Consider the following 25954-nt stretch of genomic DNA (forward strand, 5'->3'; position numbering starts at 1 on the left):
TCTGATGATTTCCCGCGAACCGACCCTCGAACGCCTGGACACCGCCCGGCGCCTGCTGCTCGAGCCTTTTGGCCTGACCGAGTCCGACCTGACACGCGCCCTGGGCGAAATCACCTCGCACCGGGTTGACGACGCCGACCTCTATTTCCAGTACACCCGCAACGAGGGCTGGAGCCTGGAGGAGGGCATCGTCAAGACCGGCAGCTTCAGCATCGACCAAGGGGTGGGCGTGCGTGCAGTGAGCGGCGAAAAAACTGCCTTCGCCTACTCCGACGACATCTCGCTGGCCTCCCTCCTCGACGCCGCCCGCACGGTCAGGGCCATCGGCGCAGCCGGCGGCAAGGCCCGGGTCAAGACCCCGGCGCGCAAGGTGGCCGCCAGTCGCTCGCTCTATGCGGGCCTCGACCCGATCGCCACCCTGGACAGCACCGCCAAGGTCGAGCTTCTGGGCAAGGTTGAAAAGCTCGCCCGCGCCCGTGACCCGCGCATCGTGCAGGTCATGGCGGGTCTCGCTGCCGAATGGGACGTGATCATGGTGGCCCGCGCGGACGGCACCCTCGCCGCCGATGTGCGCCCGCTGGTGCGGCTGTCGGTGAGCGTCATCGCCGAGCAGGCGGGCCGGCGTGAGTCGGGCGCTGCGGGCGGCGGCGGCCGCTTCGGCCTGGCCTATTTTGACGACGCCCGGATCACCACCTATGTGGATGAGGCGGTCAAGGCTGCCCTCACCAACCTCGAGTCACGTCCGGCCCCGGCTGGCGAAATGACCGTGGTGCTTGGCCCCGGCTGGCCCGGCGTCTTGCTGCACGAAGCCATCGGCCACGGCCTCGAAGGCGACTTCAATCGCAAGGGCTCGAGCGCGTTCTCCGGCCGTATCGGTCAGCGTGTGGCCGCCAAGGGCGTCACCGTGCTCGACGACGGCACCATTGCCGACCGTCGCGGCTCGCTCAACGTCGACGACGAGGGCCATGCCAGCCAGCGCAACGTTCTCATTGAGGACGGCATCCTGCGCGGCTACATCCAGGATTCGCTCAATGCCCGCCTGATGGGTGTCAAGGCCACCGGCAACGGTCGGCGCGAGAGCTATGCGCACATTCCCATGCCGCGCATGACCAACACCTACATGCTCAGTGGCGACAAGGCGCCCGAGGAGATCGTGGCCAGCATCAAGAAGGGGCTGTACGCCACCAACTTCGGCGGCGGCCAGGTCGACATCACCTCGGGCAAGTTCGTCTTTTCCGCCAGCGAGGCCTACTGGGTCGAAAACGGCAAGATCCTCTACCCGGTCAAGGGCGCCACCCTGGTCGGCAACGGCCCGGACGCGCTCACTCGCGTGTCCATGATCGGCAACGACATGGCGCTCGACTCCGGTGTGGGTACCTGCGGCAAAGAAGGTCAGAGCGTGCCGGTGGGCGTGGGCCAGCCCACTCTGCGCATCGACGGACTGACCGTCGGCGGTACCGCCTAACGCGGGCGCATCGCTACGCCTGAGCAAAAGCCGTGTTGTTCAGTTCTCTCGGAAGGTCGCGCTTTCACACAGGCGGTTGCGCAGGCGACACCCCTGCTGGTCTGACCGTCCGTTTTGTGTGCTAAATTGCCTCTCATGCCTTGCCACAGCGTTTTCTTTTTTGGCTACTTTTGGTACTTCTCCAGCCCCACCGGCGGCCGAGAGACCTGAGCGCACCAAAAAAACGCACTCAAGAATCCCGAAAAACCGCCGGTCCCCACCGGCGGTTTTTTTTCGCCCCTTGCAATCCCTCTCGAATCACAACTTGAACAGGAGCCCCCCGATGTCCGCCAAGCCCACCACCGATACCTCCTGGTATGCGAACCCCGTCGACAAGACCAGCCAGACCGACGACCAGCGCATCAAGGACATCACTGTGCTCCCACCGCCCGAACACCTCATCCGCTTCTTCCCGATCGCCGGCACGGCGGTGGAGCGGCTCATTACAGACACCCGCCGTCGCATCCACAACATCATGAGCGGCAAGGACGACCGCCTTCTGGTGATCATCGGCCCCTGCTCCATCCACGACCCGGCCGCCGCCCTCGACTACGCCCGCCGGCTCAAGCCTTTGCGTGAGCAGTACGCCGACACGCTCGAGATCGTGATGCGGGTCTACTTCGAAAAGCCCCGCACCACGGTCGGCTGGAAGGGCTTGATCAATGACCCCTACCTCGACGAGAGCTACCGCATTGACGAGGGCCTGCGCATCGCCCGCCAGCTCCTCATTGAAATCAACCGCCAGGGACTGCCCGCTGGCAGCGAGTTCCTCGACACCATTTCGCCCCAGTACATCGGTGACCTGATCTCCTGGGGCGCCATTGGCGCACGCACCACCGAGAGCCAAGTCCACCGTGAACTGGCCTCGGGCATCTCGGCGCCGATCGGCTTCAAGAACGGCACCGACGGCAACATCCGCATCGCCACCGACGCCATCCAGGCGGCAGCCCGTGGCCACCACTTCCTCTCCGTCCACAAGAATGGCCAGGTCGCCATCGTGCAGACCCAGGGCAACAAGGACTGCCACGTCATCCTGCGTGGCGGCAAGGCGCCCAACTACGACGCGAGCAGCGTCGCGGCTGCCTGCAAGGACCTGGCCGCTGCGGGCCTGCCCCCCAGCCTGATGGTGGACTGCAGCCATGCGAACAGCAGCAAGCAGCATGAGAAGCAGCTCGATGTGGCGGTCGATATCGCCCAGCAGCTCGCCGCGGGCTCACGCAGCATCTTTGGCGTGATGGTCGAGAGCCACCTGGAGGCTGGCGCTCAGAAGTTCACCCCTGGCAAGGACGAGGTGAACAAGCTGGTCTATGGCAAGAGCATCACCGACGCCTGCCTGGGTTGGGAGCCCTCGCAGCAGGTGCTGGCGCTCCTGTCGGAGGCGGTCCGCAAGCGGCGCGCCTGAAGACGCGGCCCTTGGTGGGTCGGGGGTGACCGCCCAGTCCTGCGTGCGTTCAGCGCGCGCTCGTCAATGACGCGCGGCGCTCAGTGCGCCAAGGCCGCGAGCAGCTTGGCGTGAATGCCACCAAATCCGCCGTTGCTCATGCAAAGAATCTGGTCGCCTGGCCGGGCGGCGGCCACGACCTGGCGGACCAAGGTGTCGATGTCGGCCGCGACCTCGGCACGGGTGCCCATGGATGCCAGCGCCTCCCGGGCGTCCCAGTCCAGCCCGCCGGCGTGGCAAAACGCCAGATCGGCCTGCTCCAGGCTCCAGGGCAGCTGCGACTTCATCGTGCCCAGCTTCATGGTGTTAGAACGGGGTTCAAACACTGCCAGGATGCGCTGACCCGGCGGCAGTTGCCGACGCAGGCCGTCGACCGTGGTGCGGATGGCGGTGGGGTGGTGGGCGAAGTCGTCAAAGACCGTGATCTGCTTGACCGTGCCCCGGTTTTCCATGCGGCGCCGGACGTTCTGGAAGTCGGCAAGCGCTGCCGCGGCGACCTCGGGCGCCACACCCACATGCTCGGCCGCGGCAATGGTTGCCAATGCGTTGAGCTGGTTGTGCACCCCGGAGAGCGTCCATTCCACCCGCCCGACCGGGCGGCCCTGCCGCAAAACTTCGAAGGCATGGGGCTCGCCCTCGGCACTGAAGTCGCTCACCGCCGCGCCGAAGCTGCGCACCTCGCTCCAGCAGCCCTGGTGCAGCACCCGGGTCAGGCTTTCCTCGAGGCCGTTGACCACCAGCCGACCCGAGGCCGGCACGGTGCGAACCAGGTGGTGGAACTGCCGCTCGATCGCCGCCAGATTGTCAAAAATGTCGGCGTGGTCGAACTCCAGGTTGTTCAGGATGGCGGTGCGCGGCCGGTAGTGGACGAACTTGCTGCGCTTGTCGAAGAAGGCGGTGTCGTACTCGTCGGCTTCGATCACGAAGAGCGGACGCCTGTCCGTCGGGGCCGCGCCGGGGTTCGGCGTCGGGCCGCTCCGAGGTGAACCAGCCCTCTCGGGAGGTCGCGAACCACGCAAAGCCGGGAGCGTGGGGGCGCCGAGCCTGGCCGACACGCCGAAGTTCATGGGCACCCCGCCCACCAGAAAGCCCGGCGCCAAGCCGGCGCGCTCCAGCACCCAGGCCAGCATGGACGTGGTGGTGGTCTTGCCGTGGGTCCCCGCCACCGCCAGCACATGGCGCCCTTGCAGCACGTTTTCCAGCAGCCACTGCGGCCCGCTCACATAGCGCTGCCCAGACTCGAGGATGGCCTCCATGAGCGGGAATTTGGGGCTGCCGTCCGGGAGCCGGGCGCGGGAAACCACATTGCCGATCACCCAGACATCGGGCTGAAGGGCCATTTGGTCGTCGCCGAAGCCTTCGATCAGGTCGATGCCCAGCGCCCGCAACTGGTCGCTCATGGGGGGGTAGACACCGGCGTCGCAGCCAGTGACCCGGTGGCCCGCCTCGCGGGCCAGCGCGGCCAAGCCGCCCATGAAGGTGCCGCAGATGCCCAGGATATGAATGTGCATGGCCCGGGATTATCGGCGCGGGCGCTGCCCGGGCTGGGGCGCTTGGTCCCAAAAGGTGGCCGGTGCATGACCCTGCGAGGCGGACGGGCGCCCGGGGCGTGGACAATGCCGAGTATGGAAAGTGTCGCCCAGGAAATTGCCGCCGCCGCGGCCCGCCTCGTCGTCGAGGAGGGACTGGAGTGGGGGCCGGCCAAGCGCCGCGCCCTCAAGGTGCTCGGCCTGGGCCCGCGCACCGCCTTGCCGGCCAATGACCTGGTCGAGGACGCCGTCCGCGAGTACATCGACATCTTCTGCGCCGACACCCAGCCCGCCGAACTGGCCGCCCTGCGCCGCCTGGCTGCGGTCTGGATGGAGCGCCTGGCCGAATTCCGCCCCCATCTGGCCGGTGCGGTCTGGCACGGCACCGCCACCCGGCTGTCCGACGTTTACCTTCAACTGTTTTGTGACGATCCGAAGTCGGCCGAGATCACCCTGATCGACAAGGGTGTGGCCTTCGAGGCGCGCAGCGTCAATGGCTTCTTGGGCGAACCGGTCGATGCCCTGAGCGTCTCGGCCCGGTGTGCCGAGTTGGGGGAGTCCATCGGGGTTCACTTGCTGATACACGATCTGGGCGACCTGCGCGGCGCCTTACGACCCGACGCTCGTGGCCGGCCGCCCCGGGGTGACCTGGCTGCCTTGCGCGCGCTGATGACAATGGATCTGGAGGCTGGCCATGTCCAGCGTTGATGACCGCGCCGGGCAGAGCCTGTCCACGTCAAAGCGGCGCTGGTTGCTCGGTGGCGCGGCCTTGGCCGCTACTGCCGCCGGCGCCGGCCTGGCGGTGTGGCGGTTGCAACCTGGCAAGCCTGTGCCGGCGGCGGTTCAGGCCTTATGGCGTCTGAGCCTGCCTACCCCCCAAGGGACACCCTTGGCCCTGGCAGAGCTCCGGGGCCGGCCGATCTTGCTGAACTTTTGGGCCACCTGGTGCCCGCCATGTGTGGAGGAAATCCCGCTTCTCGACGCTTTCTATCGTCAAAATTCGCCAAATGCATGCCAAGTGCTTGGCGTGGCTATTGATCAGGCTGCCTCGGTGCAGCGCTTTCTGGCTCGTAGCCCGGTCAGCTTCCCTATCGTGCTGGGCGGTCTGGAGGGTAGCGAGCTCGCCCGCAGCTTTGGGAATGAGTCGGGTGGTCTGCCGTTTTCCGTCATTTTGGGAGCAGATGGCGGCATTATCGACAGAAAAATGGGGCAATTAACCCCGGAGCTGCTCGCCCGCTGGCAGCAAGCCGCACGCACCTGAGCCCTGATGCCGGGCTTTTGACCGTCCCGACCCATCGCCTGTTCGGATGCGGGCGGCGCTGAATGAGGACCTACTGCCTCACCCGCCATCATTTCCTGTCAAATCGGTCCAGATAGCCCTTTTTGGGCTACATTCGCCCTTCGATTGCGATTGCTTACGAATGACGGAACCCGGGAGCGCCCATGGACCTGCGAAAACTCAAGACTTTGATCGACCTGGTGTCGGAATCCAACGTCTCTGAACTGGAAATCACCGAGGCCGAGGGCAAGGTCCGCATTGTCAAGGGGCAACCGGCCGTCGTCCAGGTGGCGGCTCCCGTGGCCGCCCCTGTAGCAGTGGCTGCTCCGGCCCCCGCGCTGGCCGCGCCCGCTGCCGCTCCGGCTGCCGCCCCCGAGGTGGCCGCCGGCCACGCGGTCAAGTCGCCCATGGTGGGCACCTTCTACCGGGCCTCCAGCCCCGGCGCCAAATCCTTTGTCGAGGTTGGCAGCCAGGTCAAGGAGGGGGACACCATCTGCATCATCGAGGCGATGAAGATCCTCAACGAGATCGAGGCCGACAAGTCCGGCACCGTCACCCAGATCCTGTGCGAGAACGGCCAAGCCGTCGAGTACGGTCAGCCCCTCCTGATGATCGAGTGATGTTCAAGAAAATTCTGGTCGCCAACCGCGGCGAGATCGCCCTGCGCATTCAGCGGGCTTGCCGCGAGATGGGCGTGACCGCGGTCATGGTCTATTCCGAGGCCGACCGCGACGCCAAATACGTCAAGCTCGCCGATGAGGCCGTCTGCATCGGCCCGGCCCCTTCGCCACTGAGTTACCTCAATGTGCCGGCCATCATCTCGGCCGCCGAGGTGACCGATGCCGAGGCCATCCACCCCGGCTACGGCTTCTTGTCCGAAAACGCCGACTTTGCCGAACGGGTCGAGAAAAGCGGCTTCCAGTTCATCGGACCCTCGCCCGAATCCATCCGGATCATGGGCGACAAGGTCTCGGCCAAGCAGGCCATGATCAAGGCGGGCGTGCCTTGCGTGCCCGGGTCCGAGGGCGAGCTCCCCGAGGATCCGGTGCAAATCCGGCGTATCGCCAAGGCCGTCGGCTACCCGGTCATCATCAAGGCCGCCGGCGGCGGCGGTGGCCGCGGCATGCGGGTGGTGCACACCGAGGCCGCCCTGATCAATGCGGTGCAGATGACGCGTGCCGAAGCCGGCGCCGCCTTTGGCAATCCTTCTGTCTATATGGAGAAGTTTCTCCAGAACCCCCGCCACGTCGAGATCCAGATCCTGGCCGACAAGTACCGCAATGCGGTCTACCTGGGGGAGCGCGACTGCTCGATGCAGCGACGCCACCAGAAAGTCATTGAAGAGGCGCCGGCGCCGGGCATCCCCCGCAAACTGATCGACAAGATCGGCGACCGCTGTGTGGCCGCCTGCAAGAAGATCGGCTACCGGGGCGCGGGCACCTTTGAGTTCTTGTACGAGAACGGTGAGTTCTACTTCATCGAGATGAACACGCGGGTGCAGGTCGAGCACCCGGTCACCGAAATGGTCACCGGGGTGGACATCGTCAAGACCCAAATCCGCGTTGCTGCCGGTGAAAAGCTCCCCTTCGCCCAGCGCGACATCCAGATCCGCGGCCACGCGATCGAATGCCGGGTCAACGCCGAGGACCCCTTCAAGTTCACCCCCTCCCCAGGCCGCGTCACCCTGTGGCATGCGCCGGGCGGGCCGGGCGTGCGGGTCGACTCTCACGTCTACAACAACTACTTCGTGCCGCCCAACTACGACAGCATGGTCGGCAAGATCATCACCCACGGGGACACCCGGGAGCAGGCAATGGCGCGCATGCGCACCGCCTTGCTGGAAACGGTGGTCGAGGGCATCCTGACCAATATTCCGCTGCACCGCGAACTGATGGTCGACGCCAAGTTCATGGCTGGCGGCACCAACATCCACTACCTTGAGGAGTGGATGGCGCAGCACAAGCGCTGAACGCCATTGCCGAAAGCTGCCTTCTTGTACGAACTGCGCTTGCTGTGCCCGGAGGACCGGGTTGACATCCTCGCCGAGGCGCTCGACGCGCTGGACGCGCTCAGCGTGTCGGTGGAGGACGCGGACGCCCACACCGAGGCTGAGCAAGCCTTGTTTGGGGAGCCCGGCATGCCGCCGCCCAAAGAGGGCTGGCAGCGCTCCCGGGTGATTGCGCTGTTTCCGGACGAGGCCGTCGCCCGCGAGGCCGCTGCGTTGCTGCCACTGCAGGATTTTTTTGCTGGCTGCACCGTGCTCGAGGTAGCCGCCTTGCCCGAACAGGACTGGGTGCGCCTCACCCAGTCGCAATTCGACCCGGTGGAGATCACCCCCGAGTTCTGGATCGTGCCCACCTGGCACGAGCCGCCCGCGCAGGCGCGCCAGGTGATCCGGCTCGACCCGGGCCTGGCCTTCGGCACCGGCACCCACCCCACCACCCGCATGTGCTTGCGCTGGACCGCCACCCACCCGGTCGCCGGCCAGCGCGTGCTCGACTACGGCTGTGGCTCCGGCATCCTGGCCATTGGCGCGGCGCGCTTCAGCGCGGGTGAGATCGACGCGGTCGACATCGACCCTGCGGCAGTTCGGGCCACACAGGACAACGCCCAGGCCAATGCCGTCGCCCTGCGTGCCGGCCTGCCGGATGCGGCCCGCGGCGAGTACGACACGGTGCTGGCCAACATCCTGGCCACGCCGCTCAAGGTGCTGGCGCCCCTGCTCTGCGCGCATGTGAAGCCCGGCGGCCACCTGGTGCTGGCCGGCATCCTGGAGCGCCAGGCTGAAGAACTCCAGGCGGCGTACGCGCCCTATCTGGCCCTGGCGGTGTCTGACCGCATGGACGGCTGGATCCTGATGACCGGTCGCCGGCCCTGAACCGGTGATGGGGCCTCGACCCGGAGCCGGGGTCTGCCAGCGTCCACTCACTAAAATCAAGGCGCCATGAGCCTGACCACCCGATGCCCCGCCTGCGCGACCGTGTTCCGGGTGGTGCCTGACCAGCTCAAAGTATCGGGAGGCTGGGTTCGTTGCGGTCGTTGCAGCGAACTGTTTGACGCCCGGGCGACGCTTTCCCCCCAGGTTCCGGTGGTCAGCGAGGTGGTCGAGCCCGCTGCGGCGGGAGACGCTGCCCCGGTGGCGGATACGCCAGAAGTTCAGGAGGCACCCGAGGCGGCAAAGGTGCCAGAGGTGGCAGAGGTACCAGATTTGCCGGAGGCCTCCGAGATCCTGGTGGCGCTCGAAGCGCCGGAGGCTGCGCTGCCTGTCGTGCCAGCCGCAGACAACACGCCTGAGAAGGAAGCGACCGCCCAGGCTGTGGACGGGTCGCCAGCCGAGCCTGTGCTTTCTGCCGACCCGCCTTTCGATCGGGAGGCTGCGGCCACCGACATGCGCGAGCCCACCTGGGCCGACACGCCGGGTACCGCACCGGATACTGTGCCTGTTGCTGCGAATGTTTCCGCGCTGAGTGCCCCGCCTTCGGGCCCTGTCGATTTAGCCCCAGGCAATGGCGCCGGCACGACCCCTCGGGATGACAGCCTCGAAGTGCTCGACAAGGTCTCCTTCATGCGCCGGGCCCGCCGCCATGCCTTCTGGCGCAAGCCGGTCGTCCGCGCCGGCCTCGCGGTTCTGTCCGTGGTCCTGGCACTTGCCCTGGGTGGCCAGGTGGCCTATGAACACCGCGACGAGCTGGCCCAACGCCTGCCCGTGCTCACGCCGCTCTTGTCGGCCCTGTGCCAGCCCCTGCAATGCCGGATTGGCCCGCCGCGGCGCATCGAATCCATCACCATCGAAGCCTCGGCCTTCTCGCGTCTGCAGCCCGACGCCTTCCGCTTGCAGTTCACGCTGGCCAATGCCGCGTCGATGCCCGTGGCCTTGCCGGCGCTGGAGCTCACGCTCACCGACACCCAGGACCAAGCGGTCATTCGCCGGGTGTTGCAGCCCGCCGAACTGGGCCCTGACGCCCCTGTGGCCTTGCCCGCAGCCGCCGAATGGGCCAGCGCCGTCACCCTCACCGTCGCCCCTGCAGCCGCTGGTACCGTGACCGGCTACCGGCTGTTGGCCTTCTATCCCTGACCCTCCCCGCCGCGCACCGGCAAGAAAGAACTCATGGCCGCCGTAATCTGTGGATCACTCGCCTTCGACACCATCATGAACTTCGAGGGCCGCTTCGCGCAGCAGATCCTGCCCGAGCAGCTTCACATCCTGAACGTGTCCTTTTTGGTGCCCACCCTGCGGCGCGACTTCGGTGGCTGCGCGGGCAACATCGCCTATGCGCTGAAACTGCTCGGAGGCAAGCCCTTGCCCATGGCCACCGTGGGCAATGACGGCGACGACTACCTGGCGCGGATGAATCAGCTTGGCATCAGCGCCGAATTTGTGCGCAAGGTGACCGACACCTACACCGCCCAGGCGATGATCATGACCGACCTGGACAACAACCAGATCACTGCCTTTCACCCTGGCGCGATGATGCAGGCCCATGTCACCCGTATCGAGGCGCGCCCCGACATCAAGCTGGGCATCATCTCGCCCGACGGCCGCGACGCCATGCTCCAGCACGCCGAGCAATTCAAGGCCGCTGACATTCCCTTCGTGTTTGACCCGGGCCAGGGCCTGCCCATGTTCGACGGCAAGGAACTGGCGAACTTCATCGACCAATCCACCTGGGTCACCGTGAACGACTACGAGGGCAAGATGCTCTCCGATCGCACCGGCCTGGACAGCGCCGCCATCTCGCGGCGTGTGCAGGGCTTGGTCGTGACCCTTGGCGGCGAAGGCTGCGAGGTCTGGATCGATGGCGAGAAGACCCTGGTGCCGCCGGTCAAGGCCAACGCGGTGGTCGACCCCACCGGCTGCGGCGACGCCTGGCGCGGCGCGCTGCTGTTCGGGCTGGAGCAGGGCTGGTCACTGGCCCGCTGTGCGGCGCTGGGCAATCAGGTCGGTGCGGTCAAGATCGCCAGCCGCGGACCACAGAACTACACGCTTTGATGGAGGCGGGGCAAGCCCCGCATTGATCCGAAGGGCGGCAGGTCAAGCCCCGCAAGGACTCGGAAGGTGGCGGGTCAAGCCCCGCATTGATCGGAAAGGCGGCGGGTCAAGCCCCGCATTAATCGGAAAGGCGGCGGGTCAAGCCCCGCCGCGGGCATGCGTCACGCCGCCGTCGACCACCAGCGTTTCGCCCACCACGTAGTCACCAGCCCGCGAGGCCAGATAGATGGCCGCGCCGGCCATGTCTTCGTCGCAGCCCACACGGCCAATGGGGATGCGTGAGGCGACCTCCTCGCCGTGGTCGCGTGCTTCCTTGTTCATCTCCGAGGGAAAGGCACCGGGTGCGATGGCGCTGCAGACAATGTTGTCCTCGGCCAGACGCAGCGCCATGCGGCGGGTCAGGTGGATGAGCCCGGCCTTGCTCGCAGCATAGGAATAGGTCTCCCAAGGGTTGACCGAGACGCCGTCGATGGAGGCGATGTTGATCACCTTGGCCGGCTGCTTGGCGGCCGCAGCCTTGAGCAGCGGATGCAGGGCCTGGGTCAGGAAGAAGGGCGCCTTCACATTGACGTCCATCACCTTGTCCCAGCCCTTTTCGGGGAAGGTCTCGAAGGCTTCGCCCCAGGCGGCGCCGGCGTTGTTCACCAAAATGTCCAACTGGCCTTCGCGACGGCCGATTTCCGCAGCCAGGGCGCGCACAGCCTCGACGCCAGAGACGTCAGCGGGCAGGGCGACGCAGGTGCCAAAGGCAGACAAGGCCTGGGCGGTGGCCTCACAGTCGGCCGCCTTGCGTGAACTGATGTAGACGCGGGCGCCTTGCTGCAAAAAGCCGCGCGCGATCATTTGGCCGATGCCGCGCGAGCCGCCGGTGATGAGGGCCACGCGGCCCTGAAGAGAAAAGAGGTCGTTCATGAAACATGGGCGGGTTGACTGTGTGTGCGCAGGATAGCGCCTGAGCTGTGGCCCGGTACATCACCTGCGGGACAGTTTGTCGTGTCAGTCAAAACAGACTTTGAATCTGCCAGGTGCTGGCAAATTCCTCGTCGGCCACATCACCAATGGCCATCGTGTTGAACCTCCGACTGACCAGGCCACCAGCCTCCTCCCGCGTCGCTCTCAATGCCCGACCTGTCCTATCTCTTTACCGACCTCCGCGGCTTTCTCATGGGCGTCAACCGCCTGGGGGAGGCCCCGCCCTCCGAGACAAGCCCGTGGCCGCGCGCCAGCGTGTCAGGCGCGCTCATTCCGGGCTGGGAAAGTGATGCCAATTCAGACCTTCAACTGATCGCTGATCCGCAGTCCGTGTTTGTCGACGGCCTGGCCGGGGATCATCGGTTCACCTTCGCACAGCCCGTTCTCCCTGGGCAGGCCCTGGGCAGCTACCCCAAGGATGTGCGCGCTGTCGCCACCCGCGCCGAGGCCTGGTTGCGGGACACCGGCCTGGCCGACGAAGCCCGTGTGGGCATCGAGCTCGAGTTCCACCTCTTCAAGGGAATCCGCTTTGCGACCTCGATGCACCAGAACCTGGTCGAGATCCAGAGTCAAGATGGGTGGGACAACAACGCCGCCGAATTGGGCACCGGGTATCGGGTTGGACACCGCTCGATGCAGTACCACCTGGGGCCGACGGATTCCTTCGCCCCGCTGCGCGAAGCCATGGGCCGACGGATCGCGGGTCTGGGCATTGCCGCCACCCACCACGGACATGAGGCCGGCCCCAGCCAGCAAGAGATCGCGCTGGCACCAGTTGGCCTGCGTCAGGCGGCTGACCAGATCCAACTGGTCAAGCACTTGGTCCGCACAGAGGCCATCGCCGCCGGCATGACAGCCACTTTCATGCCGCGGCCCCAGGCCTATGCCGAGTCCAATGGCCTGCACATCAACTTCTCGCTCTGGCGCGATGGACGCAATGTGTTTTTTGATCCCCATGCGCCCTCAGGGCAAATGCGGCTCAGCCGGACGGCCCTGGGGTTCATTGCGGGGGTGCTGCGTCATCTGCGGCCGCTCAATGCGCTGACCAACCCCACCGTCAACAGCTACAAGCGCCTCAATCACTTTTACTCGCTGATGCGCCCGGCCGGTTGGGGCCTTCACAACCGCACCTGCGCAATCCGCGTGCCCCACTTCGACGGGCCGCAGGATTGCCGCCTTGAAATCCGTTTTCCCGACGCCTCGGCCAACCCCTACCTGGCCTTGGCGGCGCTGCTGTGCGCAGGGGTCGATGGCATCCGCCAGGAACTCGCTCCGCCAGAGGCGGAGTCGGCGGCGCACAAGTGGTACGAGGCGCCTTTTCATGCTGGCCATTGCCACCCTCAGGCCATGGCCCCCGACCTGCGGGTGGCGCTGGAGGCCTTGGTCAATGGCCATGGCTTTCTCACCGGCTCGGGCGTTTTTCAGCAGGCCCTTGTGGACGCACTGGTGCAGGACGCGAGCTTTTTTTGGCACTGGGCTGCAACCACGCCAGCGCCTCAGGAGTACCAGGTTTTTTTCGGACATTGAGCGCTGCTGCCGTCAGAGCAGCCATGCCAGGCTTGCGCATGTCGCGCGAGGGCGTGCCGTGCGGCACGTTTGACTTCGAAAGGGAGATTTCTGATGAGTGTTCAGCAGATCGAATTCGGAAAAGTCGTTTATGAGTCCCCCATGCCAGCCAGCCCGCAGGGCGGCGGCGGCGGTGGTGATGGCGGCGGTGACTCTGCCGCCGCCGGCTGTGGCGGTTGTGGCGGCAGTGGCAGTGGGAGCGGCGGGTGCGGTGGCAGCGGCAGTGGCGGCTGCGGCTCCAACGAGGCCTGATGAAACCAGCCGGGCGCGGGTCTTCTGGCCTGCGCCCGGCAAAGGCGTCACATGAACAATTTTCGCGTCCACCCCTTTCATCTCCAGGATCGACCCGATGGCCCCCTGCTGGTGACCTCGCGCCGAATCATTGAACTCGCGTCCGCTCCCCTGGCCTCCTTCCTCCGCTGGCTGGCCGACGATTCCGCGGCCGGTACCCGTCCCCACATCGTCCGAGCGCGCCTGGAGGCGCAGTTGCTGTCCGAAGGTCTGTCGGTCGACAGCGCCCTGGCCTTTCTCACCTCACACGGTGTGCTCCAGGATTTGGGCTTGCTGGGGACGCGGTTGTCCTGTTTGACCGTGTTTTCAAGGGGTGAGCCCATCGCGGCGGAGTTTGAGTCGCAGTGCCGCGAGGTTCTACCCCTGATGCTTCGGCACCTCTCGCTGCCGTCCGATCTCAACGCCGCCAGCACGCCACCGCCTCACGCGGGGGGCGGTCCCGAACTGTGCCTGCTGCTGCTGGAAGACTACGACGAGCCCTCGGCGCAGACCTTCCACCGTTGTCTGCGCCAGATTCCCGAGGCGGCAGGCCTCGTCGTCTGGTTTCGACTGCGCGCCTTGTGCATCAGCACCCTCTACGTCCCCTCGCAAGGAACCCCCTGCCACTTCTGCGACATGGGTTGGGAGGGGCGGGCCCGCGCCAAGACGCCTGGCACCCATGCCTTGGCCAAACTGCTCGGGGGGTTCGAGGGCAGCAATTCCCGAGCACCGGGTGCGCGTCTGCTGCGGCCTGCCGACCGCACGGTGGCCGCGGCCTACCTGGTTCATCTGGTCGAGGGCCTCACCGCCTTGTCACCGCAGCCCCTGCTACAGGATGCAGTCACTGTGCGCCGTGAGTTGCTGATCGACGGACTCACCCTGACCCAGCAGGCTTCAGCCCACTGGCCGGGATGTGATTGCCAATTTGAGTTTCTGGCGGGGCCCTCCGAATGAACCCGAGGCCTGCATTGGCGCACCAGCGCTACTCTGAGTTGGCTGACGAAGCCGTCTGTCTGGACGTGCTGGCATTCAATGCGCACGCCCACTACGCGCTATTGCCGCAACTGGGGCATGCCGTTCGCTTGACCCACCTTTCCGACGCGCACTTGGCGAACCTCGTTTTTCGTGAGTCAGACGTGGCCGGTTGCGGAGAGCGCATCCGCATCGATACCGTGGTCGGGGAGGGCGTGGCATGGCGGCAGCCGTCGCCTGCGCGCTTCGACCCGGCACCGCTCGGGTTCGCGGATGTCTTGGACCTGCTGGCCCGCACCCTGGTTTCGCAGCCATCACAGCCCGGTACGGCGCGCATGCCCTATCCCTCGGGTGGTGCCCTCTATCCGGTGCTCCCCTTTCTTTGCAGAACCTCCCATGCCGTTACAGACTGGCCTGCGGGGCAGGATATTTTTCAGGTCCTCCCCTTCAGCCGCAGCCTGAACCCGTTGCCCGTGCGTGCCGATGCCTCCACGCTCCTGGCGGCGCTCTCCGGTGACGCCGCAGGCACGCTGGGCCAGCCCGCCTTTGCCCTTGTCTACGCGGTGCATCTGGACAAAGCCCTCTTCAAATACCGGCACCGCGGATTTCGACTCGCCCAGATGGAGGTGGGCTCCATGTACCAGCGTGTCACCGAGCAGGCCCAGGCCGTGGGGCTGGCCAGTCGGGTGTGGGCTGGCTTCAGTGACTGCCGCGTGGCGTCCCGCCTGGGGATCGATGCCACACAGCTGCTGCCCATGGTGGTCCAGTTTCTGGGTCAGCCGGCCAAGCCATGCTGAGCACACCATGCTGAGATTCCCCGGTGATGGATGGAGCCAGCCGGCCCGGGTGGTGCTCGACGCCACCCTGGGCACGCGCAGGCCGCGCTATGCCTGGGCCACGAGCCGAACGGGTGCCAGCGCCAGCGGCTCGGGCCTGGCTGCCGACAGTCTGGTCCGCACGCTGGGCGAGTATTTTGAGCGGCGGCATTTCTATCACGAGGTGCGCGGACAAGCGCAGGGAACGCTGGACGCCTGTCGCCAGAGCGAGCCCGGCGAGAGCCTGGTCGATGATTTGCACCACGCCCTGGCGCAGACCTGCCAGCCCGATCACCTCAGCCTTTTGCGGCAGCATGCATTCCGTCTCAGCCCTGTCGTCCGGCTGCCGGAGTGGCGCGCGGTGTCGGCGCCCACCGTGCTGTTTTCCGTCGGCGGGCCGGGCCTGGAGGACGACTCCGCCTACCTGCCTAACCGGGACACCACCGGCTGTGCCGCTCACTTCGATTTGGCTCGTGCCTTGCAGGGCGCGATGCGCGAGTTCGTGGAGAGGCAGTATTTGCTGCGCTATTGGCTGGTGGGCGCAGGTGGCCGCGATGTCACGCCGGCCGCACTGGCCGGTCTGTGTCCGCTGGGTACCCTGCTGGCGCAACACCTGGCCCAGCGGGGTGAGCTGCGTTTCATTGAACTGTCCTTGGGGGAGGTCGCTGCGGCCATCGTGCTGGCGGTCTATCGCGGCGAGCCAGATGGGCCGGTCCGTTATTGCGTCGGTCTGTCCTGTACCGCTGAGATCGGCTCTGCTGCCGATCGGGCGCTGCGAGAGCTTTGGCAAAGCCATGTGTTTCTGACCAATATGGCCGAACCCGGCGCCGAGGCACTGGTGCACGACCGCTATCACCGCTATTTCATCGAGTGCAACACCAGGGACACGGCGCGCGAACTCCTGGCTGGAGCGCCGTACGCCGACGCCGAGGCCAACGGCCGCTTGGGTGCCCCCCAGGCTGGCACCTGCTCTCAGAGCGACGAGGCGTTCGCCGCCTCGGTCTACCGCCGCTTTGGCCCCTTGCTGGCCTACATCGCGCAGACCACCGTGCTGCATCGACGGATCTGGTGCGTGCGCGTGCTGAGCCCGCGGGCCTTCCTCCATCTGGATAACGCTTCCCACTTCAACCTCGACTGCGCCTTCTCGCGTGACTTCGCCGCCCTGATCCGTCCGGAGCGCCTGGCCAGGATGGTGCCCTTTCCCTGAGCGCCTATTCGTCCCACCCCGATGACCCGCTGGAATGAGAACCTTGTACCCCGCACGGCTGGCGGCCTATCGGTCGTCGCGGCAGGCCCGCAAGACCTGCCCTGCGTGAGCCGGCTCTTTACGCGCTACCTGGCGACGACTGCTTTCAGTGAACACGGCCCGGACGCGGCGCGCCTGCAGGCCTGGCTGCACGAGATCCTGAGCTCGCACCTGTGGCTGGTGCTGCTGCTTCGATCGCCCCAGTGCGAGTGCGAGGGCGAGGGCGAGTGCGAGGGCGAGGGCGAGGGCCGGGGTCAGGTGCAGGGCTTCGCGCTGGCGCAATACGGGGGCTATGAGGTCGACCCAGAGCAGAGAATCTTGCGCTGCCGGCACCTGTATGTCGATCCTTCGGTGGCCTGCTCTTTGCGCTCTGCCAGCGCACTGCTCGTCGACGCCCTGGTCGAGGCCGCCCGGCGCAGCCCGCAACTGGTCGACGTTTTCCTGATCACCTTTGGCGCCCAGCGGCTCGACGCCTTGCGCCGCGCCTGCGAGCGGCGGGGTTTTCGCAGGATCGGGACCCAGCATCTCGGTTTGTGCACGCAGGCGCCACGCCTGCCGAATGGTCCGCGTCCGCCACCCCGTGCTGTGGAACTGCCTTCGGGTCTGCATCCGATTGCATCGCGCCAGGAAGTCGACGCCGCTCTCTATCGGCAGTTGCGGCGCCAGGCCGAGGCCTTCTTCCGTGAAAGCGGCCGCACGGGTCTGGGGCCGATCGAACTCGACCTCGACCGGCTGATCGCGCAGGCGCTCAGACCCGATTCCCGTGGGCGCCCCGCCGCCTTGCTGGCCCTGCGAGACGGCCAACTGGCCGGCTTCATTGCAGCCGCCCCCGCATGGCTGGCGCCTCTGGAGTGGCGTCTGTTGCAAAGCAGCTTCTTCTACGTGGACCCCGCCCATCGCGGCGGCCGGGTGGGGCTGTCGCTGTTCGAGGGCCTGTCGCGCTTGGCCGCCAGCCACGGATTCGAAGGCGTGTACCTCGGGACCTCGGGCGAAATCCAGACACCGCGTACCTGCCGCCTGCTGGCGCTGCGCGGATACCGCCATCAGGGTGATGTGCTGGCGTTGCGGCTGCAGACTTCGGCGGGCGCGTAAGCCGCATGAAGCGTCCCGCCGGCCTGCTGCACCTGGTCTGGATCAGCCTGGCGCTGATGCTGGCCGGCTTGGTTGCAGGTGCGGCTTGGCTGCCCATCGACCAGGTGGTCCGTGCGCCCGGGGTGGTTTTGGCCACCGAACTGGCCAGCCCGCAATGGGCGCCCTTGGCCGGTCGCATCGCGCAGGTGCATGTCAAGGACGGCGATCGGGTCCGGCGTGGCGAGCGGCTCGTCACCATCGCGCCAGAGCCCTCTCTGCCTGCGCTGGACGAGGCCCGGCTTCGCTGGGTGCGCGCGGCCGCGCTCCATCGCGCCTATGCCGGCGCCGCCGCCCGGCAGATGGGTGCAGCGCCGCAGGAGGTGGCAGAGCCCGATGACGAAGCCATCGCCTTGGCCGTTTCACGCAGCGTCGAGGCGCAGCGCGCGCAGCGCCACGCGCAGCGGCTGGCGCAGGAGCGCGACTTGGCGGAGGCACAGGCCGCCCTGGCGGTCGAGGAGGCTGGGCGCAGGCGCGCACTGGCCCTGCTGCCCCTGGCCCGGGAGAAGGTGGTCAGGCATGAGAAGTTGGCGCTTGAGGGCTTTCTCTCCGAGACGGCACTGCTGGCGCTGCGGCAGGAGATGGTCGAGTCGCAGGAGCAGGCCGGACTCGCGGAGGCCCGGGTGCTGCGCGCAACCGAAGACCTGGCCCGACGCCGTGCGACCCAGGCCCTGCTGCTGGCAGACCAGCGCCGCACCTGGGCCGAACGCAGCGAGGAGGCTCAGCAGTCTTACCTGCTTGCGCGGCGTGAGTGGTTGCGGCTGCGACAGCTTCATGCCGGCGGCGCAGTCGAGGCGCCCATTGACGGTGTGATCGAGCAGATGTCGCCGCAGCTGGCAGGCAACCTCCTTCGCGCGGGCGATCGGCTGATGGCAATTGCGCCTGACGCGGCGCGCTACGAGATCCAACTGCGGGTGCGCAACGAAGACTTTCCCTTTGTCCAGGTCGGGCAGGCGGTGGAGGTGAAGTTCGATGCCTATCCCTATACCGTCCATGGCACTTGGCCCGCGCAGGTGCTGCGCTTGATCCGCGAGCCACTGCCTTCCCCCGAGGGCATCGCCGACTACACCGTGGTGGCGGCGTTTTCTGAGGCTGCCGCTCCCACGGGCTTGGCCGCTGGCCTGCCCCCGCTGCGCACCGGCATGAAGGTGCAGGCCGATGTCGTCGTCGGCCGCAGGCTACCGCTGGAGATCTGGCTGGACCCCTTTATCCGTCTGGGGCGCGAGGCGCTACGGGAGCATCGGTGAGCGCCAGCGGACAGTCCCCTGATCCTGCTCTGGTCGGCTGGCGGCCCGAGCGACTGGCCTGCACCGTGCTGGCCACCTTGTTATCCCTGGTGGCGCTCATGCCGGCGCTGACCGTCGGCCTGATCCTTGACCGTGTCATTCACACCCGGGCGATGGCCACGCTGGCGGCGGTCCTGATCGCCTTCCTGTTTTTCCATCTTTGCGAGCTGGTGTTTGCCTGGCTCAACGACCGTCTGCTGCTTCACATGAGCCAGGCCGTGGCTGCGCGGGAGGAGGATGCTTTTTTGGCGCGCCTGGCCCGCCTTGGCTATCAGGATCTCGAGTCGCTCCCGCCAGGCCTGGTGCAGGAGCGGTATGCGGCACGCAGCGGCGAAGTCCGCTTTCTGATTGACTGGGCGGTGGGCCGGGTGGCGCTGGGCGTTGGGGCGGGCGTCACCGCCACGGCTTTGCTTCTGGTACATGCCGGTCTCGGTGCGATGGTGCTGGCGATGAGCATGGCCTATGGGCTGCTGCTCCTGGCCGCCCAGGGCCCACTGCGGGATGCCGCGCGGGCGGTGCAGGCACTGCGCGACAAGCTCGCCACCACCGCACAGGAGGCGTTTGCCGGATCGCCCACGCTGCGGGCGCATGGCGCGTGGAGCGCGTGCTTGCATCGCTGGCAGAGAGAGCGGCAAGGGCACGACGCAGCGGTGGACCGTCATAGCCAACGGGTCCTGCGCCGCAACCTGATCGGGCTGGCCTATGAGCGTCTGACCCAGGCCGCCATTTTGGGTCTGGGCGCGATGGAGGCCATGGAGGGTCGCCTGTCCGTTGGCCAGTTGGTCATTCTGAATTTGCTGTTCAGGCAGTTCTCTGGCCAGTTGCGTCACATGGCCCAGTTGATCCAGCGGCGCGTCGTCTATCAGGCCTCGCGGCGGGCCGGCGCGGCCTTTTGGGAGACCCTGCGTGCGGACGCGCCGGCCGCTGATCGGGGGGGCGATGACGAACCCTGCGCTGTGCGCGGTTCGGGTGCGAACTCGGCTCACCAAAGAGCGAACTCCGAGGCCTACCCCGCCCTGACCGTGCGCGATCTCGGGTTCAGGGCGCCAGAGGGCCAGTGGGTGCTGCGCGGCCTCGATTTCGGATTGCCTGCGGGGGCAACCTTGGGCTTGGTCGGCGCTTCTGGTGCTGGCAAGTCCACCTTGCTCAAGTTGCTCTGCGGCTTGTACCGGCCAACGCAGGGCGGCGTCTGGCGCGAGGGCCTTCCATGCGATCGAATGCCTGGCAACGTTTATTTGTCCCAGAAGGAGTATTTGTTTGGCGGCACTGTGGGCGACAACATCCTCTTGGGCCGGCCAGCGTCAGGCGCAGGCCCGGATTGGCTGCTCAGTGAGTTGGACTCGCCACCCGACCGCAGACGCGACGTGTCCGGCGCCCGGGCCGACGGCACTGGGCCCACCACCACGTCGGGCGGGTTGGATCGCCTGCCGCAGGCGAGCGATGTGGCCTCCGGCCTGTCCGGTGGGGAGCGCCAGCGCGTTTTTCTGGCGCGGGCCCTGCAGTCCACCCAGGCGATGGCCTCGACCGGCCTCTTCCTCGATGAGCCAACCACCGCACTTGACGCGGCCCGTTCCCAGGCGGTCGCGAGCCGCATGTGGCGGGCGGCCCGCGAGGTCAATCTGCTCGTTTTTGCCACCCACGACCTGGCCTTGGCGGCCGAGGCCGACTACCTGCTGTGGCTGGCCGAGGGCAGGCAGCTGGCCTTCGGGCCGAGCCAGGTGGTGCTGGCGGCCTGGCGCGCGCAGGCCGGTGTGGGCAAGGACACGGCCACGGCCACAGCCGAGGCCGCGGTCTGACTCAGGCCCGCGCCGCCAAACGCTGCCGTTCTCGCCAGGCGATCAACTCGCCAACCATTCCCTTTCGGAAGGCCAGTACGCACAGGACAAAGATCGCGCCGATGATCACGGTCACCCAGGCGCCCACCTTGTCGGCCAGCAAGTTTTGCAGGCCGACCACGATGCCCGCACCCAGCACCGGGCCGAAGAGGGTGCCCACCCCGCCCAGCAGGCTCATGAGAATGACCTCTCCGGACATGGACCAGTGCACGTCCGAAAGCGTGGCAAAGCCCATCACCAGGGTCTTGAGCGACCCCGCCAAACCAGAGAGCGCCGCTGAGAGAACAAAGGCCAGGAGTTTGTAGCGGTCTACCTCGTAGCCCAGGGAGATGGCGCGCGGTTCGTTCTCGCGGATCATCTTGAGCACCTGCCCGAAGGGCGAGGTGACGATGCGGCCAATGGCCAGGAAGCAGGCCAGGAAGACGGCCAGCACCACGTAGTACAGCGTGAGGTCGTCCTGCAGCGGCAGCAGACCGAAGAGGGCGCCGCGCCCAACGCCTTGCAGCCCGTCTTCGCCACCGGTGAAGGGCGCCTGCAGGCATAGGAAGAACACCATCTGCGCCAGGGCCAGGGTGATCATCGCGAAGTAGATGCCTTGCCTGCGGATGGCCAGCAGACCCATGCCCAGCCCCAGGAGCGCCGCTACCGCCATGCCCGCCAGCAACGCGACCTCGGGTGTCCAGCCCTGGCTCTTGATGCACCAGCCGGTCACATAGGCGGAAAAGCCGAAGAAGGCTGCGTGTCCAAAGGACAGCAAGCCTGTAAACCCGAGGAGCAGGTTGAAGGCGCAGGCGAAGAGCGCAAAGCACAGCAGCTTCATCACGAACACTGGGTACAGGCCCAAAAAGGGCGCGGCCAGTGCCAGGGCCAGCAGGCCGGCGTAGGTAGCCCGGGTGAGGGCGCGGTCTGTGGCGGTATCCGATATACGCTTCATGTCAGGCCTCTTTTCCAAACAGACCTGCAGGCCTGTGCACCAGCACGATGGCCATGATGACAAAGACCACCACGCTCGAGGCCTCGGGGTAGAACACGCGGGTCAGACCCTCCACCACCCCCAGGCCCAGGCCAGTGACGACCGAGCCGAGGATGGAGCCCATGCCGCCAATCACCACCACCGCAAAGACGACGATGATCAGGTTGGAGCCCATGAGCGGCGTGACCTGCACGATGGGGGCCGCCAGCACGCCTGCCAGCGCTGCCAGTGCGGCGCCGGCACCGTAGGTAAGCATGACCATCAGCGGCACGTTCACCCCGAAGGCCTGCACCAGCTTGGCGTTCTCGGTTCCGGCGCGCAGGTAGGCGCCCAGCCGGGTGCGCTCAATCAGGAACCAGGTGCCGAGGCAAACGACCAGGGAAGCCACCACAACCCAGGCCCGGTAATTGGGCAGGGTCATGAAGCCCAGGTTCGTGGCGCCCTGCAGCAATTCGGGCACCGGGTAAGACTGGCCGGAGACGCCGAAGCGCTCCCGCAACAGCCCCTCGAGGATCAGGGACAGGCCGAAGGTCAGGAGCAAACCGTACAAGGGGTCCAGCCCATACAGCCGCTGTATCAGCAGGCGCTCGATCAGCATCCCCAGCGCGCCCACGAGGAGCGGCGCCAGCACCAGCGCCAGCCAGTAATTAATCCCCAGCCAGTCCAGCAGCAGCCAGGCGACGAACGCGCCCAGCATGTAGAGGGCGCCGTGGGCAAAGTTGACGATGTCGAGCAGGCCGAAGATCACCGCCAGGCCCAGCGAGAGCATGGCGTAGAACGCGCCATTGACCAGGCCCAGCATCAGCTGGCCGAGGAAGGCCTGGTGGGGAATGCCGAAAATTTCCATGTTGTCGCAGTGAGGTTGCCCCCGGCCTCACTTTTTCACCAGCGCGCACTTGGACTCGGCCAGCGGGGTGAAGGCCATGTCGCCGCTGAGCTTGGACACCAGCTTGTAGTAGTCCCAGGGCGTGGTCGACTCTTTCGGGCTCTTGACCTGGTACAGGAACATGTCGTGGATCACCCGGCCATCGGCGCGCAGGCTGGCGTTGCGGTGATAGAAGTCCGACATCCTGTTCTTGCGCAGGTGGTCCATCACCGTGTTGGCGTCGGTGGTGTTGACCGCCTTGACCGCCTGGAGGTAGTTCATGGTCGCCGAATAGTCGGCGGCCTGGAGAGAGGAGGGCATGCGCTTGTACTTTTCGAAGAAGCGCTTGGCGAAGGCGCGGCTTGCATCGTCTTGGTTCCAGTACCAGCTGTCGGCCAGTTGCAGGCCCTCGGTCGTTGCCAGTCCCAGGCTGTGGACGTCGTTGATGAAGACCAGCAGACCGGCCACCTTCATGCCCTGGGTGATGCCGAACTCTTTGGCCGCCTTCATCGCGTTGATGGTGTCGCCGCCAGCGTTGGCCAAGGCCAGGATCTGGGCCTTGGAGCCTTGGGCCTGCAGCAGGAAGGAGGAGAAGTCAGACGCATTGAGCGGGTGACGCACCGCCCCCACCACGGTGCCGCCGTTGGCCTTGACCACCGCCGACGCGTCGGCCTCGAGCGAGTGGCCGAAGGCGTAGTCGGCGGTGAGGAAGTACCAGCGCGTGTTGCCTGCCTTCACCAGCGCGGTACCGGCTACCTTGGCCAGGGCCACCGTGTCGTAGGCGTAGTGGACGGTGTAGGGCGAGCAGTCCTCGTTGGTCAGGCGCGACGACCCGGCGCCAATGACGAAGTAAGGGCGCTTCTTCTCGGCCGCCACCTTGGCCATGGCGATCGCGGCGCCCGAGCTGGTGCCACCCACCAACATGGCCAGGCCGTCTTTGTCGATCCACTCGCGGGCCTTGGCACTGGCCACGTCGGCCTTGTTCTGGTGGTCGGCGCTCAGCACCTCGATGTTTCGCCCGAGCACCTTGCCGCCAAAGTCTTGCACTGCCATCCGCACCATCTCTGCGCCGGCGGGGCCGTCGATGTCGGCGTAGAGGCTGGACATATCGGTGATGAAACCGATACGTACCGGGCCCTGCGCCGGCTGGGCACCGGCCGGGGCTGCACACAGGGCGCCGAGGAGGCCGATGAAGCCCAGGCTCAGGGCGAGGGTGGCCGCACGTGTTGTGTTGTTCATGGGGAGCTCCTTGGGTGGATCGAAGGGAAGAGGGGAGGGTTCAGGGCTGAACGCAGGGACGAGGCGGGACGGGTGGGGAGCGAGAGGGGAGCGAAAGGGGAGAGAGAGTGGAAAACGAAGGGAGCGGGATCGAGGGGTGGGAGAGCGGGGGGGGGAGAGGGGTGGGAGAGAAGTAAGTGAAGGTGCAGGTGACAAGGGGAGCTATTGCCAGGCCCCTGCACTCGCCCAGAGCCTCCATTCGCTACACGCCCAAAAACTCCTGCAACATGCCCAGGTTGGCCTGCAGTTCGTCCTGGCGGAATTCACGCACGATCGCCCCGCGCTCCATCACGTAAAAGCGGTCTGCCAGGGGGGCGGCGAAACGGAAGTTTTGCTCCACCAGCAAGGTGGTGTAACCACGGGCCTTGAGCCGCAGGATCACTTCGGCAAGCTTTTGCACGATGACCGGTGCGAGGCCCTCGGAGATCTCGTCGAGCAGCAGCAGCCGGGCGCCCGTGCGCAGGATGCGCGCCACCGCCAGCATTTGCTGCTCTCCGCCCGACAGTCGGCTACCCGGGCTATTGGCGCGCTCGGCGAGGTTGGGGAACATGGCGTGGATCTCGGCGACCGGCATGCCGCCCGGCGCAATGACCGGCGGCAGCAGCAGGTTCTCCTGCGTGCTCAGGCTGGCGAAGATGCCGCGCTCCTCGGGGCAGTAGCCCAGCCCCAGGCGCGCCACCTGGTGCGGCGCCAGCCCGATGGCTTCCTGGCCGCACACGCGGATAGACCCGCGGCGGCGACCCACCAGACCCATGATGGCCCGCAAGGTGGTGGTGCGGCCGGCGCCGTTGCGCCCGAGCAGGGACACCACCTCGCCCTCGCGCACGCTCAGGTTGACCCCGTGCAGCACATGCGACTCGCCGTACCAGGCGTGCAGGTCGGTGAGGCGCAGCAATTCGCGGGCAGAAGTGCCTGGCGCAGGCGGCGAGGATGCGTCGTCCGACGGCGCAGGACCCCAAGACGGGTCCTGCGTCTGCTGCAGGCTCGGGTGCGGATTCGGGCGTAAGGTCTGGCCCATGATCAGTGCGCTCCTTGCAGCGCGGCCTGGGCGCCAGCGGCGGCGCCCATATAGGCCTCGACCACCTGCGGGTCGCGGGAGACCTCCGCGTACGGCCCGTCGGCGATCACCGCACCGCGCTGCAGCACGGTGATGCGGTCGGCGATCGAGGACACCACCTTCATGTTGTGCTCCACCATGAGGATGGTGCGGCCGGTGGAGACCTTCTTGATCAGCTCGGTGACGCGGCCGACGTCCTCATGGCCCATGCCTTGGGTGGGCTCGTCGAGCAGCATCAGGTCGGGCTCCAGAGCCAGGGTGGTGGCCAGCTCCAGGGCGCGCTTGCGCCCGTAGGGCAGATTGGCGGCGAGCTCGTCAGCGAAATTCTGCAGGTCGACCTCGGTCAGCAGCTGCAGCGCCCGCTCGTGCAGGCCGTGTAGGGAGAGCCCAGGCTTCCAGAAGTGAAAGGAGGTGCCCAGCCCACGCTGCAGGCCTGCGCGCACGTTTTCCAGAACGGTCATGTGCGGGAACACCGCCGAGATCTGGAACGACCGTACGATGCCCCGGCGCGCGGTGCGCGCAGGCGTGTCGCGGGTGATGTCAATACCGCGGTAGTGAATGGCCCCGCGGGTCGGCTGCAGGAACTTGGTGAGCAGGTTGAAGAAAGTGGTCTTGCCGGCGCCATTGGGGCCGATGAGCGCGTGGATGTCGCCACGGCGCACCTGCAGGTCGACCCGGTCGACCGCCACGAAACCCTTGAAGGCTTTGGTGAGGCCCTGGGTCTCCAGAATGTATTCGTCGGATGGCACCCGCTCCCCTTTTCGACCAAAAGGGAAGCGCCTGCTCCCCAGGGGCCGAATGTAGGGGGAACCGTTGCATTCAGGGGGGGCCGAGGCCACTGCTGGCCGACTGGGGCCCGCGTTTTAGGCCCTTCCCCCGGTAGATCTAACAGGGCTACATGTTTCGCCGGTACTGTCCGCCGACTTCGAACAGGGCGTTGGTGATCTG

24 protein-coding genes are annotated in these 25954 nt (G+C 66.7%); 17 read left to right on the forward strand and 7 right to left on the reverse strand.

Going from position 1 to position 25954, the window contains the following annotated elements; translation table 11 throughout:
• Positions 1 to 4: 4 nt before the first annotated feature.
• Together tldD and QE494_RS12380 are read left to right on the forward strand one after the other, a co-directional pair.
• Positions 5 to 1465: a metalloprotease TldD gene (tldD, locus tag QE494_RS12375; RefSeq protein ID WP_300043708.1), complete on the forward strand. Its 1461-nt coding sequence runs from the start codon at positions 5 to 7 to the stop codon at positions 1463 to 1465.
• Positions 1466 to 1787: 322 nt separating this feature from the next.
• A complete protein-coding gene (locus QE494_RS12380; protein WP_300043710.1) occupies positions 1788 to 2906 on the forward strand; it encodes a 3-deoxy-7-phosphoheptulonate synthase in 1119 nt (372 codons plus the stop codon).
• A gap of 80 nt (positions 2907 to 2986) precedes the next feature.
• Here the strand turns inward: QE494_RS12380 and mpl are convergent, their stop codons facing one another.
• Positions 2987 to 4456: a UDP-N-acetylmuramate:L-alanyl-gamma-D-glutamyl-meso-diaminopimelate ligase gene (gene mpl / locus QE494_RS12385; RefSeq protein WP_300043711.1), complete on the reverse strand. Its 1470-nt coding sequence runs from the start codon at positions 4454 to 4456 to the stop codon at positions 2987 to 2989.
• Positions 4457 to 4570: 114 nt separating this feature from the next.
• Between mpl and QE494_RS12390 the strand changes: the two genes are divergently transcribed.
• From QE494_RS12390 to QE494_RS12420, 7 genes are all read left to right on the forward strand, one after another.
• Complete coding sequence (locus tag QE494_RS12390) at positions 4571 to 5182, forward strand: hypothetical protein (protein WP_300043712.1); 612 nt, start codon at positions 4571 to 4573, stop codon at positions 5180 to 5182.
• The gene (locus tag QE494_RS12395) at positions 5169 to 5735 is read left to right on the forward strand and encodes a TlpA disulfide reductase family protein (RefSeq protein WP_300043713.1); all 567 of its coding nucleotides are present in this window, start codon (positions 5169 to 5171) and stop codon (positions 5733 to 5735) included. Before QE494_RS12390 ends, QE494_RS12395 begins: the two co-directional genes overlap by 14 nt.
• A gap of 182 nt (positions 5736 to 5917) precedes the next feature.
• Complete coding sequence (accB, locus tag QE494_RS12400) at positions 5918 to 6373, forward strand: acetyl-CoA carboxylase biotin carboxyl carrier protein (protein WP_300043715.1); 456 nt, start codon at positions 5918 to 5920, stop codon at positions 6371 to 6373.
• Entirely contained in the window at positions 6373 to 7722 is a 1350-nt protein-coding gene (gene accC, locus QE494_RS12405; RefSeq protein ID WP_300043716.1) for an acetyl-CoA carboxylase biotin carboxylase subunit, read from the forward strand. The genes accB and accC overlap by 1 nt, the downstream gene beginning before the upstream one ends.
• 24 nt (positions 7723 to 7746) lie before the next feature.
• Positions 7747 to 8631 carry a 50S ribosomal protein L11 methyltransferase gene (gene prmA / locus QE494_RS12410; protein ID WP_300043717.1) on the forward strand — a complete coding sequence of 295 codons (885 nt, stop codon included), beginning with the start codon at positions 7747 to 7749 and terminating at the stop codon, positions 8629 to 8631.
• A 66-nt stretch (positions 8632 to 8697) separates the two neighbouring features.
• Positions 8698 to 9828, forward strand: a complete 1131-nt coding sequence (locus QE494_RS12415) for a zinc-ribbon and DUF3426 domain-containing protein (protein ID WP_300043719.1) — start codon at positions 8698 to 8700, stop codon at positions 9826 to 9828.
• Between the two features lie 33 nt (positions 9829 to 9861).
• Positions 9862 to 10743, forward strand: a complete 882-nt coding sequence (locus QE494_RS12420) for a carbohydrate kinase family protein (RefSeq protein WP_300043721.1) — start codon at positions 9862 to 9864, stop codon at positions 10741 to 10743.
• Positions 10744 to 10881: 138 nt separating this feature from the next.
• Here the strand turns inward: QE494_RS12420 and QE494_RS12425 are convergent, their stop codons facing one another.
• On the reverse strand, positions 10882 to 11655 hold the full coding sequence (locus QE494_RS12425) for an SDR family oxidoreductase (RefSeq protein ID WP_300043723.1): 774 nt from the start codon (positions 11653 to 11655) through the stop codon (positions 10882 to 10884).
• Between the two features lie 207 nt (positions 11656 to 11862).
• Here QE494_RS12425 and QE494_RS12430 point away from each other — a divergent pair, with 207 nt between their 5' ends.
• The 8 genes from QE494_RS12430 (at position 11863) to QE494_RS12465 (ending at position 20794) form a co-directional block, all read left to right on the forward strand.
• Positions 11863 to 13242, forward strand: coding sequence for a hypothetical protein (locus QE494_RS12430; protein ID WP_300043725.1), 1380 nt, complete (start codon positions 11863 to 11865; stop codon positions 13240 to 13242).
• A 93-nt stretch (positions 13243 to 13335) separates the two neighbouring features.
• On the forward strand, positions 13336 to 13533 hold the full coding sequence (locus tag QE494_RS12435) for a hypothetical protein (RefSeq protein WP_300043727.1): 198 nt from the start codon (positions 13336 to 13338) through the stop codon (positions 13531 to 13533).
• A 51-nt stretch (positions 13534 to 13584) separates the two neighbouring features.
• On the forward strand, positions 13585 to 14505 hold the full coding sequence (locus QE494_RS12440; protein WP_300043728.1) for a hypothetical protein: 921 nt from the start codon (positions 13585 to 13587) through the stop codon (positions 14503 to 14505).
• Positions 14502 to 15320: a SagB/ThcOx family dehydrogenase gene (locus QE494_RS12445; protein WP_300043730.1), complete on the forward strand. Its 819-nt coding sequence runs from the start codon at positions 14502 to 14504 to the stop codon at positions 15318 to 15320. Before QE494_RS12440 ends, QE494_RS12445 begins: the two co-directional genes overlap by 4 nt.
• Before the next feature lie 7 nt (positions 15321 to 15327).
• Positions 15328 to 16545, forward strand: a complete 1218-nt coding sequence (locus QE494_RS12450) for a YcaO-like family protein (protein WP_300043731.1) — start codon at positions 15328 to 15330, stop codon at positions 16543 to 16545.
• Between the two features lie 21 nt (positions 16546 to 16566).
• A complete protein-coding gene (locus tag QE494_RS12455) occupies positions 16567 to 17676 on the forward strand; it encodes a GNAT family N-acetyltransferase (RefSeq protein ID WP_300043732.1) in 1110 nt (369 codons plus the stop codon).
• Between the two features lie 5 nt (positions 17677 to 17681).
• Complete coding sequence (locus QE494_RS12460; RefSeq protein WP_300043733.1) at positions 17682 to 18959, forward strand: HlyD family efflux transporter periplasmic adaptor subunit; 1278 nt, start codon at positions 17682 to 17684, stop codon at positions 18957 to 18959.
• Positions 18956 to 20794, forward strand: coding sequence for an ATP-binding cassette domain-containing protein (locus tag QE494_RS12465; RefSeq protein WP_300043734.1), 1839 nt, complete (start codon positions 18956 to 18958; stop codon positions 20792 to 20794). The genes QE494_RS12460 and QE494_RS12465 overlap by 4 nt, the downstream gene beginning before the upstream one ends.
• Before the next feature lies 1 nt (position 20795).
• Here QE494_RS12465 and QE494_RS12470 read toward each other — a convergent pair whose 3' ends face one another.
• From QE494_RS12470 to QE494_RS12490, 5 genes are all read right to left on the reverse strand, one after another.
• Positions 20796 to 21767, reverse strand: coding sequence for a branched-chain amino acid ABC transporter permease (locus QE494_RS12470; protein WP_300043736.1), 972 nt, complete (start codon positions 21765 to 21767; stop codon positions 20796 to 20798).
• A 1-nt stretch (position 21768) separates the two neighbouring features.
• Positions 21769 to 22653 (reverse strand): branched-chain amino acid ABC transporter permease, encoded by an 885-nt coding sequence (locus QE494_RS12475; RefSeq protein ID WP_300043737.1) that lies wholly within the window; start codon positions 22651 to 22653, stop codon positions 21769 to 21771.
• Positions 22654 to 22680: 27 nt separating this feature from the next.
• The gene (locus QE494_RS12480; RefSeq protein WP_300043738.1) at positions 22681 to 23910 is read right to left on the reverse strand and encodes an ABC transporter substrate-binding protein; all 1230 of its coding nucleotides are present in this window, start codon (positions 23908 to 23910) and stop codon (positions 22681 to 22683) included.
• A gap of 241 nt (positions 23911 to 24151) precedes the next feature.
• Positions 24152 to 24967: an ABC transporter ATP-binding protein gene (locus QE494_RS12485; RefSeq protein WP_300043739.1), complete on the reverse strand. Its 816-nt coding sequence runs from the start codon at positions 24965 to 24967 to the stop codon at positions 24152 to 24154.
• A gap of 2 nt (positions 24968 to 24969) precedes the next feature.
• Entirely contained in the window at positions 24970 to 25755 is a 786-nt protein-coding gene (locus QE494_RS12490; protein ID WP_300043740.1) for an ABC transporter ATP-binding protein, read from the reverse strand.
• Positions 25756 to 25954 lie beyond the last annotated feature (199 nt).

The sequence above is a fragment of the Ramlibacter sp. genome, assembly GCF_029866045.1.
Taxonomy (GTDB): Bacteria; Pseudomonadota; Gammaproteobacteria; order Burkholderiales; family Burkholderiaceae_C; genus Ramlibacter.

Excerpts from the sequence above, each read along its gene's own strand:
- QE494_RS12395 (WP_300043713.1), top strand. The coding sequence starts at position 5,169 with ATGTCCAGCGTTGATGACCGCGCCGGGCAGAGCCTGTCCACGTCAAAG.
- QE494_RS12430 (WP_300043725.1), top strand. The coding sequence starts at position 11,863 with ATGCCCGACCTGTCCTATCTCTTTACCGACCTCCGCGGCTTTCTCATG.
- QE494_RS12455 (WP_300043732.1), top strand. The coding sequence starts at position 16,567 with ATGACCCGCTGGAATGAGAACCTTGTACCCCGCACGGCTGGCGGCCTA.
- QE494_RS12460 (WP_300043733.1), top strand. The coding sequence starts at position 17,682 with ATGAAGCGTCCCGCCGGCCTGCTGCACCTGGTCTGGATCAGCCTGGCG.
- QE494_RS12470 (WP_300043736.1), bottom strand. The coding sequence starts at position 21,767 with ATGAAGCGTATATCGGATACCGCCACAGACCGCGCCCTCACCCGGGCT.
- QE494_RS12440 (WP_300043728.1), top strand. The coding sequence starts at position 13,585 with ATGAACAATTTTCGCGTCCACCCCTTTCATCTCCAGGATCGACCCGAT.
- QE494_RS12445 (WP_300043730.1), top strand. The coding sequence starts at position 14,502 with ATGAACCCGAGGCCTGCATTGGCGCACCAGCGCTACTCTGAGTTGGCT.
- tldD (WP_300043708.1), top strand. The coding sequence starts at position 5 with ATGATTTCCCGCGAACCGACCCTCGAACGCCTGGACACCGCCCGGCGC.
- QE494_RS12390 (WP_300043712.1), top strand. The coding sequence starts at position 4,571 with ATGGAAAGTGTCGCCCAGGAAATTGCCGCCGCCGCGGCCCGCCTCGTC.
- QE494_RS12415 (WP_300043719.1), top strand. The coding sequence starts at position 8,698 with ATGAGCCTGACCACCCGATGCCCCGCCTGCGCGACCGTGTTCCGGGTG.
- accB (WP_300043715.1), top strand. The coding sequence starts at position 5,918 with ATGGACCTGCGAAAACTCAAGACTTTGATCGACCTGGTGTCGGAATCC.
- QE494_RS12475 (WP_300043737.1), bottom strand. The coding sequence starts at position 22,653 with ATGGAAATTTTCGGCATTCCCCACCAGGCCTTCCTCGGCCAGCTGATG.
- QE494_RS12420 (WP_300043721.1), top strand. The coding sequence starts at position 9,862 with ATGGCCGCCGTAATCTGTGGATCACTCGCCTTCGACACCATCATGAAC.
- QE494_RS12435 (WP_300043727.1), top strand. The coding sequence starts at position 13,336 with ATGAGTGTTCAGCAGATCGAATTCGGAAAAGTCGTTTATGAGTCCCCC.
- accC (WP_300043716.1), top strand. The coding sequence starts at position 6,373 with ATGTTCAAGAAAATTCTGGTCGCCAACCGCGGCGAGATCGCCCTGCGC.
- QE494_RS12425 (WP_300043723.1), bottom strand. The coding sequence starts at position 11,655 with ATGAACGACCTCTTTTCTCTTCAGGGCCGCGTGGCCCTCATCACCGGC.
- mpl (WP_300043711.1), bottom strand. The coding sequence starts at position 4,456 with ATGCACATTCATATCCTGGGCATCTGCGGCACCTTCATGGGCGGCTTG.
- QE494_RS12485 (WP_300043739.1), bottom strand. The coding sequence starts at position 24,967 with ATGGGCCAGACCTTACGCCCGAATCCGCACCCGAGCCTGCAGCAGACG.
- QE494_RS12450 (WP_300043731.1), top strand. The coding sequence starts at position 15,328 with ATGCTGAGATTCCCCGGTGATGGATGGAGCCAGCCGGCCCGGGTGGTG.
- QE494_RS12480 (WP_300043738.1), bottom strand. The coding sequence starts at position 23,910 with ATGAACAACACAACACGTGCGGCCACCCTCGCCCTGAGCCTGGGCTTC.
- QE494_RS12380 (WP_300043710.1), top strand. The coding sequence starts at position 1,788 with ATGTCCGCCAAGCCCACCACCGATACCTCCTGGTATGCGAACCCCGTC.